The organism is Intrasporangium sp. (assembly GCF_036566125.1).
GTDB lineage: Bacteria > Actinomycetota > Actinomycetes > Actinomycetales > Dermatophilaceae > Intrasporangium.
This window is the reverse complement of record NZ_DATCWX010000276.1, coordinates 1-11587: the sequence shown is the minus strand read 5'-3', so window position 1 is coordinate 11587 and position 11587 is coordinate 1. Positions and strand designations below refer to the sequence as shown.

Genomic DNA, 11587 nt, shown 5'->3' with positions numbered 1-11587 from the left:
TCAGTTGAACTGCCAGGACCTCTTCGACAGGCCGAACCAGAAGCCCTCGATGACGCTCTTGTTGTCGAGGCCTCCGGACGCGTAGGCCGCGCCCAAGGTGACGAAGAGCGGCGCGAAATGCTCGGTCCTCGGGTGCGCCTCGCGAGCAGCGGGAGCCTTGGCGAGGAAGTCGAGGATGCTGTCGACGTCCTGCGCCTTCATCGCCTCCTGGGCCCAGTGGTCGAACTCGGCGCTCGCCATCGGCGGCGCGACATCGGCGCCGGCACGCGGGTTGAACCAGCGCAGGTTGTGCGTCGTGAAGCCGGAGCCCACGATGAGGGTGCCCTGGTCACGGAGCGGCGCGAGCTTGCGGCCGATCTCGAAGAGCCCGCGAGGGTCGAGCGTCGGCATCGACATCTGCAGGACCGGGACGTCCTCCTCCGGGAACATCTCCTTGAGCGGGACGTAGGCCCCGTGGTCGAGGCCGCGCGACTCGTCCCGGTGGACGGGGGTGGAGCTGGTCTGGCCCGGAGCGGTGAGCAGCCGGGTCACGTCGTCGGCGAGGTCGGGCGCGGCGGGCGCGTCGTAGGTGACCTCGTAGTACTTCTGCGGGAAGCCCCAGAAGTCGTAGACGAGCGGTGCGCCCGTCGTCGAGCCGAGCGTCGTCGGCGCATCCTCCCAGTGGGCCGAGACCATGAGGATGTTCTTCGGCTTTTCGAGAGTCGCGGACCAGTCGGCGAGCTGGCCCGTCCAGCGGGTGTCGTCGGCGAGTGGCGGGGCGCCGTGGCTGAGATAGATCAGGGGGGCAGGCATGTGGGCTCCTCAGATGATTGACGAGTAAACTATCACCTGCAACGTCCCCGTGCACGCCCTTCTTCCCGAAGGCGCCCGTCACCCTCGTGGTCGAGTGTGCAGAACGCACCGGGGCCGGTGCTGGGGCACGGCGATACAGTTCCGGTCCGGCACCGATACATCGCCGGGGCCGACGGGTGGTTTCGGGTCATTCGGCCCTACCGGATCGTGCAAGTCGGCGCGGAGCGTGGTGGCATGACCGAGATCAGGATGACCGAGCACCAGGCGCAGCTGACGGCGGTCGTGCGCGAGCGGGTGCCCGTCAAAGACCTACCGCAATTCTTCGCACGGGCTCTGCACCAGGCCCTGGAGGCAATGCAGTCCCAGGGCCACCACCCCGTCGGGCCGCCCTTCTCGCTGTACCACGGCATGCCGACCGATGCCGTCGACGTCGAGGCTGGGTTCCCCGTGGACGGGCCGATCACCGCGGTCGACGGAGTGGCGCCGGGCTCGCTTCCCGCCGGTCGGGTCGTGGAAGCCACGCACGTCGGGCCCTATGACACGCTCCCGCAGACCTACGAAGAGATCACCGGCTACATGAAGGAGCAGGGCCTCACGCCGTCGAGCGACATGTGGGAGAGCTACCTCAGCGACCCCGCGCAGGAACCCGACCCCGCCACGTGGCGGACCCAGATCTTCTGGCCCGCCACCTGACGGAGGCTGGGGTCAGGCGAGGTCGGCTTCGGTCATGGCGCCCGGGTCGAACTCCTTCGGTTCGACAAGGACGAGCCAGTTCCCGGAGTTGTCCCGGATCAGCGCCTCGATACCGTACGGCCGGTCAGCCGGCTCCTGGAGGAACTCGACGCCCTTGGCGCGCAGCTCCTCGTAGGTCTTGCGGCAGTCGTCGACGTGCAGGCCCACACCGGGAAGGCCGCCGTCTGCCTGGGCTCGCCGCATCGCCTCCACGAGTTCGGGCGACAGCGGCTCGCCGGGGGTGGTCAGGTGCAGATGCAGCTCCGGCTGGTTCGGATGGACGACGGTCAGCCAGCGGAAGTCGGGTCCGAGCTGGACGTCGTCGCCCTTCTCGAAGCCGAGGACGTTCGTGTAGAAGTCGAGGGACTCGTCCTGGTCGGTGACCCAGACGCTGACGAGGGAGACGTTCGTGATCATGGGCACGACGCTAGGCGGGCGAGGACGGCTAGGGCTTCTCCTGGATTGCGGAACCGTCGTGTCCGGTGGCCCGGCGGCGTTCGGCGAGGCCCCACATGAAGACATAGCAGCCGGGGATCCGCGGGGCGCCGTTGGCCGCGTACCGCTTCTGGAAGTCCCGCGGCGTCTCTCCGGTCACGTCGGTGAACCGGCTGCTGAACGAACCGAGGCTCGCGAACCCGACCGCGAAGCAGACCTCGGTCACAGTGAGGTTCGTCGTCCGAAGTAGGTCCTGGGCCCGTTCGATACGGCGCTCGGAGAGGTACGCGGCAGGCGTGCGCCCGTACGTCGTGCGGAACAGCCGAAGGAAGTGGTACTTGCTCACTCCGGCGATGCCCGCGAGGGTGTCGAGGTCGACGGGCTCGGCGTAGTGCCGGTCGATGTGGTCGCGGGCCCGGCGCAGGTACACGAGGACATCAGCGGGCGCGCGGGGGGTGGATCTGCGGGCCATGGTCCGATTCTGATGCACACTCGACATCTGGGGTGGTGCGAACGGATCTTGACACGGACTGTTACGGTCGGTCCGCATCCACGTCGGAGCAGCGACGAATCCGCTGCACGTGGGAGCAGGAAGACTCAGGTGCACCATGGCTGCTGGTAAGGGCCGCAAGCTCGTCATCGTCGAGTCGCCCGCGAAGGCGAAGACGATCGCGGGCTACCTCGGAGGCGACTACGACGTCGAGGCATCGGTCGGTCACATCCGTGACCTGCCCAACCCGTCGGAGCTGCCGGCCGAGATGAAGAAGGGGCCGTTCGGCAAGTTCGCGGTCGACGTCGAGAACGACTTCGCCCCGTACTACGTCGTCGACCCGGACAAGAAGAAGAAGGTCAACGAGCTCAAGCGCAAGCTCAAGGACGCCGACGAGCTCTACCTGGCAACCGATGAGGACCGGGAGGGCGAGGCCATCGCCTGGCACCTGCTCGAGGCGCTCCAGCCGCGGGTGCCGGTGAAGCGGATGGTCTTCCACGAGATCACCCGAGAGGCCATCCAGCGCGCTGTCAACGACACCCGTGAGATCGACGCGGCACTCGTCGACGCCCAGGAGACCCGCCGCATCCTCGACCGGCTCTACGGCTACGAGGTCAGCCCGGTCCTGTGGCGCAAGGTGCGCCAGGGTCTGTCCGCTGGTCGGGTCCAGTCCGTGGCGACCCGTCTGGTGGTCGAGCGCGAGCGGGAGCGGATGGCCTTCGTCAGGGCCTCCTACTGGGACGTCGAGGGTGACTTCACGCCGGACGGCACCGCCCAGCAGTTCACAGCGCGGCTGACCACCGTCGACGGCTCTCGCGTCGCCGCCGGCCGGGACTTCTCCGACCGCGGCGAGTTGTCCGGCACTGGCGTCGTCCGGCTCGACGAGGCGCTCGCTCGACGCATCGCCGAGGCATGCCTCGCCGCATCCGCCAGGGTCACCGACGTCCAGGAGAAGCCCTACACGCGGCGCCCCTCGGCCCCCTTCACGACCTCGACCCTCCAGCAGGAGGCGTCCCGCAAGCTGCGGATGTCCTCCAAGAACTCGATGCGTGTCGCCCAGCGTCTCTACGAGGGCGGCTACATCACCTACATGCGCACCGACTCGACGACGCTGTCGGATGCCGCCCTGACGGCGGCCCGCAGCCAGGCCCGGGACCTCTACGGCGCCGAGTACGTCCCCGACGCGCCCCGCCGCTACGAGAAGAAGGTGAAGAACGCCCAGGAGGCACACGAGGCGATCCGTCCCGCGGGCGACCGCTTCCGTACGCCGGCCATGGTCGCGGGCGAGCTGCGCGGTGACGAGTTCGCCCTCTACGAGCTGATCTGGAAGCGCACCGTCGCCTCGCAGATGGCCGACGCGCGCGGCTCGACAGCCACGGTCAAGCTTTCCGTGGACACGGCTGTCGAGGGCGCCCAGCAGGTCGAGTTCAGCGCATCCGGCACGGTGATCACCTTCAAGGGCTTCCTCGCCGCCTACGAGGAGGGCCGCGACGACGAGGCGCAGGCCCGCGCCGACGCGGCCGCGGAGGAGCGGCGCCTGCCCAAGCTGTCCACCGGCGTCGCGCTCGAGGTCATCCGGGCCGAGGCCGAGGGCCACGAGACCACCCCGCCGGCCCGCTACACCGAGGCCACGCTCGTCAAGGCGATGGAGGAGAAGGGCATCGGCCGCCCGTCCACCTATGCCTCGACGATCGGCACGATCCAGGACCGCGGCTACGTCTTCACCAAGGGCCAGGCGCTCGTGCCGACCTGGCTGGCCTTCGCCGTCACGCGCCTGCTCGAGGAGCACTTCAGCGAGCTCGTCGACTACGAGTTCACCGCCTCGATGGAGGAGGACCTCGACCGGATCGCGAACGGCGAGCTCGGACGAGTCGAGTGGCTCCAACGGTTCTACTTCGGGGACGAGGCAACGACGGCCGAAGGACTCAAGGAGCTCGTCGACGACCTCGGCGAGATCGACGCCCGCGAGATCAGCACGATCCCGCTCGGCGAGGGCATGGTCGTCCGGGTCGGCCGCTACGGCCCCTACGTAGAAGACACACGGGGGACCCCGTCCCCCGTGGACCCCCTGAACGGCATGGACGCTGACGCGACGCCTTCTCGTTCCGCCGCGGAAGGCTCCTCCGTCGCCCCGCGTCGGGCCACCATCACCGACGACATCGCGCCGGACGAGATGACCCCGGCCCGGGCGGGCGAGCTGCTCGAGGCCGCTGCCGACGACGGAAAGGTCCTCGGTCGCGACCCCGAGACCGGTCGGGAGATCATCGCCAAGGCCGGCCGCTACGGTCCCTACGTCACCGAGGTCATCGACGAGGACGAGGCCGCGCCCGCCACCAACGGCCGCAGCAAGAAGGCCGCCAAGCCGAAGCCGCGCACCGCGTCCCTCTTCAAGGACATGGACCTGGCGACGATCGACCTGGAGACGGCGCTCAAGCTGCTCAGCCTGCCGCGGGTCGTCGGCGCCGACCCGGAGGGCGTCGAGATCACCGCGCAGAACGGCCGCTACGGCCCCTACCTCAAGCGCGGCACCGACTCCCGGTCGCTGCAGACCGAGCAGCAGCTCTTCGACATCACCCTCGAGGAGGCGCTGGCGATCTACGCGCAGCCGAAGCAGCGCGGCCGGGCCGCGGCAGCCCCGCTCAAGGAGCTCGGCGAGGACCCGGTCAGCGGCAAGCCCGTCCTCGTCAAGGACGGCCGCTTCGGTCCCTACGTCACCGACGGCGACACCAACGCGACCCTCCGCAAGGACGACGACCCCGAATCGATCTCTCCGGAGCGTGGCTTCGAGCTGCTCGCCGAGAAGCGCGCCAAGGGCCCCACGACCCGCAAGCGGACCGCGAAGAAGACGACCAAGAAGGCGCCCGCGAAGCGGGCGACCAAGAAGGCAACCACGAAGAAGGCCTGACCTTCCAGCGCACGCGAGCTCAGCGGCATACGACATATGCCGTATGCCGCTGAGTGGCCTTCCCCGGTTGCCGTGAAGTGGCGCTGTGGCCGGGTGCACGCACGCGCCTAGCGTGGCCGGCATGGTGACGATCACTAGGATCGACGAGGCAGACCGCGAGGCCTGGGAGCGCCTGTTCCGGGACTACCTGCGTTTCTACCGACAGGATCTGGAGGAGGACGCGTTGGAGCGTCTCTGGGGTGAGTTGCGCTCTGGCGCAAGGGTGCACGCGCTTGGCGCGAGGGTTGATGGGCGGCTCGTCGGGATCACGCACTTCCTCGCCCACCCGAGCACGTGGGGGGCGGACGTCTGCTACCTCGAGGACCTCTTCACCGACCCGGCGGCGCGGGGGAGAGGCGCTGGCAGGTCGCTCATCGGCGGTGTCGTGTCGTGGGCTCGCGGGCAGGGGTGTGGCGCGGTCTACTGGCAGACCCACCAAGCGAACTCGACGGCCCGGCGGCTCTATGACGACGTCGCGACCTTCGAGGGATTCATCGTCTACCGCATCCCCCTCGACGGCAAAGACACGACGGGCGCGGCACAAAACCTTTGACCCCAGCCGACGGCTCGGTGAGGCTGACGGAATGGCAACTCTCGTCTTCGTCCACGCCCATCCCGACGACGAGGCGTCCCAGACCGCCGGCTCCATGGCGCGGGCCGTCGGCGAGGGGCACCGAGTCGTGGTCGTCTACGCGACGAACGGCGACCACGGCGATCGGCCGGATGACCTGGCCGCGGGGGAGACCGTCGTCGACCGGCGCCGGGTGGAGGCAGCTCGGTCCAACGAGGTGATCGGCACCCACCGGATGGTGTGGCTCGGCTACGCCGACTCCGGGATGTTCGGCTGGGACCAGAACGACCACGAGGCGAGCTTCGCTCGGGCCGACGTGGACGAGGCTGCCGGGCGACTCGCGGAGGTGCTGCGCGAGGAGGGGGCGGACCTCGTGACCGGCTACGACTGGCACGGCGGCTATGGCCACCCCGACCACGTCAAGGTCCACGCTGTGGTCAAGCGGGCCGCCGAGCTCGCAGGCACGCCGCGGGTGCTCGAGGCGACGATGAACCGCGATGTGACCCGCCTGCAGTTCCAGACGGCGATCGCGGCCGGGTTGGCCGACGACAGCTGGGACCCGGACAAGCCGATGGACGACGGCAACCCGCTCGGGACGCCCGAGGCCGAGCTGCACTGGGCCGTCGACGTGTCGCCCTGGATCGGCGTCAAGCGGGCGGCCCTGGCGAGCCATGCCAGCCAGGTCAGCGACGCGGGCATGATGATCGCCATGCCGGAGGAGGCCTTCGCCGCAATGTTCGGCATCGAGTACTACGTGGAGGGCGGGCGGCCGGGCGGCATGGTGTCGGGATGGTTCCTCGACACGTGAGGGCATAGGGTTACTGCTCGGTAACAGAAACGCCGGCCCGCCAAGGAGCAGCATGCCCTCGCTGAAGGACCTCACCCATGACGAGCTGACCGCCCTCGGGCCGGTTGAGTTCGTCGAACTTCTTACCAGCGCGTCCGACCGCGAGGTCGCGGACGTCATGGCGGGACCGACGCGCATGTCGGTGATCGACTCGATCTTCGAGCACATGCCGCGGATGTTCCGGTCCGACCGGGCCCGGGACCTGCGCGCCACGACCCATTGGACCATCACGGGCAAGGGCGTCCCCGACGACGACTGGACGGTGCGGGTCGGCGACGGGCAGGCCTCCGCTGCCCGGGGTCACGACGGCGACGCAGCCGTGTCGCTCTCGATGGGCCCGGTCGAGTTCATCAAGCTCATCACCAAGACCGGCAACCCGGTCATGATGGTGATGATGGGCAAGATCAAGATCAAGGGCGACATGTCCCTCGCCGCCAACATCGGCAGTCTTTTCGACGTCCCCCGGGCCTGAGCAATGCCCGTATCTGGGTGCCGGTGCTGAGCCGATGCGGCTCACCCGGCAGCTGCTCATCCTGACCCGTCGCGGCGTGCTCACCCCGGGACGGCCCGACCGCGTCCTGCGCCAGGTCGCGTCGATCCTCGCCTGGGGCGCCGGGATCGCCGGGGAGATCCGGCAGGCTGCGGCGCGTTCGCCGGACGCCATCGCCGTCGTCGACGAGGCGCGCGGAGAGATCACGTATGCCGCTCTGCTCGCCTCGTGTGAACGCGCGGCCCACGTGCTCCTCGCCCAAGGACTCTCCCCAGGCGACCGGGTCGGGCTGCTGTGCCGCAACCACCTCGGCCTCGTGGAGCTGCTGGGTGGCGCCTCGACGGCCGGGGTCGACGTGGTGCTGCTCAACACTGGCCTGGCGGCCGCTCAGGTGACCGAGATGGTTGAGCGAGAAGGCATCTCACTCGTCGTGCACGACGAGGAGTTCGGCGGGCTCACCGATGGCCTGTCCGTGCCGCGACTGGGGGAGCACGCCTTCCTCGACCTCATGGATGCGCTCGTGGACGCCGACGAGGCAACCGGCCGACTCCGCCCGCCCGCGCGCGCGGGGCGCGTCGTCGTCCTGACCTCGGGTACGACCGGCCTGCCGAAGGGCGCTCGCCGGCCGCATCCGCGAAGCCTCTCCGGCCTCGCCTCGGTGCTGGACCGGATCCCGTTGTGGCCCCGGGAGACCGTGTTGCTCTCGGCGCCGATCTTCCACACCTGGGGCTTCGGCGCCCTGCAGCTGGCCCTGGCCATGCGCGACACGATCGTGCTGCAGCGCCGATTCGACCCGCCGGCCGCCCTGGCAGCTGTGGCCGGGCATGGCTGCGAGGTGGTCTTCGCTGTCCCAGTCATGCTCCAGCGGCTGCTCAGCCACCTCGACGAGGTGCGACGCGACGCCCCGGGCGACGCCGCACCGTCGCTGCGCATCGCCGCCGTCAGCGGGTCGTCACTGCCGCCCGGGCTCGCGCCCCGGTTCATGGCGGCGTTCGGCCCCGTCCTGTACAACCTCTACGGGTCGACGGAGGTCTCGTGGGCTGCGATCGCGGATCCCGCCGACCTCGTGGCCGCTCCGTCGTGCTCTGGACGCCCGCCGCACGGGACCCATATCGCCATCATCGGTGACGACGGCAGCGAGGTGCCCGATGGGCAGGTCGGTCGGGTCTTCGTCGGCAACGAGATGCTGTTCAGCGGCTACACGGACGGCGGGCGCCGCGAGCGCTGGCGTGGGCTCGTCGACACCGGGGACCTCGGCCACCTCGAGGACGGCCGGCTCCACCTCGACGGCCGCGAGGACGACCTGGTCATCTCCGGGGGAGAGAACGTGTATCCGGTCGAGCTCGAAGCCGCCATCGGTGGTCTGCCGGAGGTCCATGATGTGAGCGCCTTCGGCGTGCCGGACGACGAGTTCGGGCAGCGACTCGTCGCGTGCGTCGTCCCGCAGCCGGGCGCGAACCTCGCGCCGGACCGGGTCATCGAGCGGGTCAGGCCGCTCGTCTCACGCCAGGCGCTGCCGCGGGAGGTCCACATCGTCGATGCGCTGCCCCGCAACGCGACGGGCAAGGTCCTCGTCCACGAGCTACGCAAGCATTTCCTCGCCGACTGACCCGGACCCCGGTCGGGGTATTTCCTCGCTCTATGGAGCGAGCCAATACCCCGAACCGGAGTTGGGTCTGGGCCCCGGCAGCCGGGGGTCAGGCCAGCGAGGCGATGATGTCGTTGAACGTCTGGGACGGGCGCATTACCGCGGCCACCTTCTCGGCATCGGTCTTGTAGTAGCCGCCGATGTCGGCCGGCTGGCCCTGGACGGCGATGAGCTCGGCGTCGATGGCCTCGGCCTTCTCGGCCAGCTGTGCGGCGACGTCCCTGAAGGCGGCGGCGAGCTCGGGATCCCTCGTCTGGGACGCCAGCTCCTGCGCCCAGTAGAGGGCGAGCCAGAAGTGGCTGCCCCGGTTGTCGATCTGGCCGACCTTGCGGGCGGGCGACTTGTTCTCGTCCAGCAGCTTGCCGGTGGCGCGGTCGAGCGCGTCGCCCAGGACCTTGGCCCTGGGGTTGTCCGTGGCCTCGCCGAAGTGCTCGAGGCTGACGGCCAGGGCGAGGAACTCGCCGAGGCTGTCCCAGCGCAGGTAGTTCTCGGCGACGAGCTGCTGGACGTGCTTGGGAGCCGAGCCGCCCGCGCCCGTCTCGAAGAGGCCACCGCCCGCGATGAGGGGAACGACGGAGAGCATCTTCGCCGATGTGCCGAGCTCGAGGATCGGGAACAGGTCGGTGAGGTAGTCGCGCAGCACGTTGCCCGTGACCGAGATGGTGTCCTCGCCCTTGCGGATCCGCTCGAGGGAGAAGGCGATCGCCTCGGTCGGCTTGAGGATCTGGATGTCGAGACCCTCGGTGTCGTGCTCCCCGAGGTACTCCTTGACCTTGGCGATGAGGTTCGCGTCGTGGGCGCGGCCCTCGTCGAGCCAGAAGACTGCGGGCACGCCGGTAGCCCGGGCACGCGTCACCGCGAGCTTGACCCAGTCGCGGATCGGGACGTCCTTGGTCTGGCAGGCGCGCCAGATGTCGCCGGTCGACACCTCGTGCTCGAGCAGGACGTCGCCCGCCGCGTTGACCACACGCACCGCACCGTCGGAGGCGATCTCGAAGGTCTTGTCGTGGCTGCCGTACTCCTCCGCCGCCTGGGCCATGAGGCCCACGTTGGCCACCGAGCCCATCGTGGCCGGGTCGAAGGCGCCGTTCGCGCGGCAGTCGTCGATGACGACCTGGTAGATGCCCGAGTAGGAGCTGTCCGGCAGCACAGCAAGCGTGTCCTGCTCCCCGCCCGCCGCGTTCCACATGTGGCCCGACGTGCGGATCATCGCCGGCATCGACGCGTCGACGATGACGTCGCTCGGGACGTGCAGGTTGGTGATGCCCTTGTCCGAGTTGACCATCGCGATGGCCGGCCCCTCGTCGAAGCCAGCCTTGACGGCCGCCTCGATCTCGGAGCGCTGGTCGGCGGGAAGCGACTCGATGGCCTTGAGGACGGCACCCAGCCCGTCGTTCGGGGACGCGCCGACGGAAGCGAGCTCAGCGGCATACCTGGAAAAAACGCTTGGGAAGAAGGCACGGACGGCGTGGCCGAAGATGATGGGATCGGAGACCTTCATCATGGTCGCCTTGAGGTGGACGGAGAACAGGACACCCTCGTCCTTGGCGCGGGCCACCTGGGCGGTGAGGAACTCGCGGAGCGCGGCGACGTTCATGACCGTGCCGTCGACGACCTCGCCGGCCAGGACCGGGAGCGACTCCTTGAGGACGGTCGTCGTGCCGTCCGCTGCGACGTGCTCGATGCGCAGGGTGTCGTCCTGGTCGAGGACGACGGACTTCTCGTTGTGCCGGAAGTCGCCCCCGTCCATCGTCGCGACATTGGTCCTGCTGTCGGCCGACCACGCGCCCATCGAGTGAGGGTGCTTGCGGGCGTAGCTCTTCACGGAGGACGGTGCCCGACGGTCCGAGTTGCCTTCGCGCAGAACGGGGTTGACCGCGGAGCCCTTGACCTTGTCGTAGGCCGCACGAGTGGCCTTCTCCTCGTCGGTCGTCGGGTTGTCCGGGTAGTCGGGGACGGCGTGGCCCTCGTCCTGGAGCTCCTTGATGGCCGCCTTGAGCTGCGGGATCGAGGCCGAGACGTTGGGCAGCTTGATGATGTTGGCCTCGGGTCGCTTGGCGAGGGCGCCGAGCTCGGCGAGCGCGTCGGGGGCGAGGTCGAACGCCGCGAGGATGCGGCCCGCGAGGGAGATGTCGCGCGTCTCGACCTCGACGCCCGCCTTCCCCGCGAACGCCTGGACGATCGGCAGCAGCGACGCCGTGGCGAGCGCGGGGGCCTCGTCGGTGTACGTGTAGATGATTGTCGAGTCCGTCACCTGAGCTCCATTCCGGGGGTTCTGAGAGAGATCGTGAGAAATCTTGATATCAAGATAACGGATCCTGGCGCTGCGTTGCGCCCTGCCCATGCTGCCGTCGTGACCTTCCGCACGCCACCCCCGGGTTCGGGCCGTGGACGGGTGCACGATGACGGACATGGCCTTCGTGCACGAGACCCTGCCGCAGCGCGTCGCACTCGAGCGGGGCGGTGCCGCCCGACGACTCGCCGACGAGGTGGCCCGGCTGGGGGCGCGGCGGGTCATGGTCATCGCGGCCGGCTCGGCGTCGGCGGTGGCCGACCGGATCACAGCCGGCCTGCCGGAGGCCTTGCGCTGGCAGGAGGTTCGCGAACACGTGCCCGTCGAGCTGGCCGAGCGGGCCCG

General features: G+C 69.4%; 10 protein-coding genes and 1 pseudogene. 7 read left to right on the top strand and 4 right to left on the bottom strand.

All coding sequences use genetic code 11. The features are described 5' to 3' along the window. Positions 1-792, bottom strand: a complete 792-nt coding sequence (locus VIR15_RS16935) for a dioxygenase family protein (protein WP_331929869.1) — start codon at positions 790-792, stop codon at positions 1-3. 234 nt (positions 793-1026) lie between these two features. Here VIR15_RS16935 and VIR15_RS16930 point away from each other — a divergent pair, with 234 nt between their 5' ends. Continuing rightward, entirely contained in the window at positions 1027-1485 is a 459-nt protein-coding gene (locus tag VIR15_RS16930; protein WP_331929867.1) for a GyrI-like domain-containing protein, read from the top strand. Positions 1486-1497: 12 nt separating this feature from the next. On the opposite strand, the gene VIR15_RS16925 is transcribed toward VIR15_RS16930, so the two are convergent. Further along, positions 1498-1941, bottom strand: coding sequence for a VOC family protein (locus VIR15_RS16925; protein ID WP_331929865.1), 444 nt, complete (start codon positions 1939-1941; stop codon positions 1498-1500). Positions 1942-1969: 28 nt separating this feature from the next. Further along, positions 1970-2431, bottom strand: coding sequence for a helix-turn-helix domain-containing protein (locus VIR15_RS16920; protein WP_331929863.1), 462 nt, complete (start codon positions 2429-2431; stop codon positions 1970-1972). Positions 2432-2567: 136 nt separating this feature from the next. Here VIR15_RS16920 and topA point away from each other — a divergent pair, with 136 nt between their 5' ends. The 5 genes from topA to VIR15_RS16895 all read left to right on the top strand — a co-directional run bounded on the left by topA (position 2568) and on the right by VIR15_RS16895 (position 8910). Continuing rightward, a complete protein-coding gene (gene topA / locus VIR15_RS16915) occupies positions 2568-5354 on the top strand; it encodes a type I DNA topoisomerase (protein ID WP_331929861.1) in 2787 nt (928 codons plus the stop codon). Between the two features lie 121 nt (positions 5355-5475). After that, a complete protein-coding gene (locus VIR15_RS16910) occupies positions 5476-5946 on the top strand; it encodes a GNAT family N-acetyltransferase (protein ID WP_331929859.1) in 471 nt (156 codons plus the stop codon). Between the two features lie 31 nt (positions 5947-5977). Then, positions 5978-6772 carry a PIG-L deacetylase family protein gene (locus VIR15_RS16905; RefSeq protein ID WP_331929857.1) on the top strand — a complete coding sequence of 265 codons (795 nt, stop codon included), beginning with the start codon at positions 5978-5980 and terminating at the stop codon, positions 6770-6772. Between the two features lie 52 nt (positions 6773-6824). Next, on the top strand, positions 6825-7283 hold the full coding sequence (locus VIR15_RS16900; protein WP_331929855.1) for an SCP2 sterol-binding domain-containing protein: 459 nt from the start codon (positions 6825-6827) through the stop codon (positions 7281-7283). A gap of 34 nt (positions 7284-7317) precedes the next feature. Continuing rightward, positions 7318-8910 carry an AMP-binding protein gene (locus tag VIR15_RS16895; protein ID WP_331929853.1) on the top strand — a complete coding sequence of 531 codons (1593 nt, stop codon included), beginning with the start codon at positions 7318-7320 and terminating at the stop codon, positions 8908-8910. 88 nt (positions 8911-8998) lie between these two features. Here VIR15_RS16895 and VIR15_RS16890 read toward each other — a convergent pair whose 3' ends face one another. Next, positions 8999-11203, bottom strand: a complete 2205-nt coding sequence (locus VIR15_RS16890; protein WP_331929851.1) for an NADP-dependent isocitrate dehydrogenase — start codon at positions 11201-11203, stop codon at positions 8999-9001. Positions 11204-11360: 157 nt separating this feature from the next. On the opposite strand from VIR15_RS16890, the pseudogene VIR15_RS16885 reads away from it, so the two are divergent. Beyond that, positions 11361-11587: pseudogene (locus VIR15_RS16885) on the top strand (maleylacetate reductase); the annotation flags it as partial.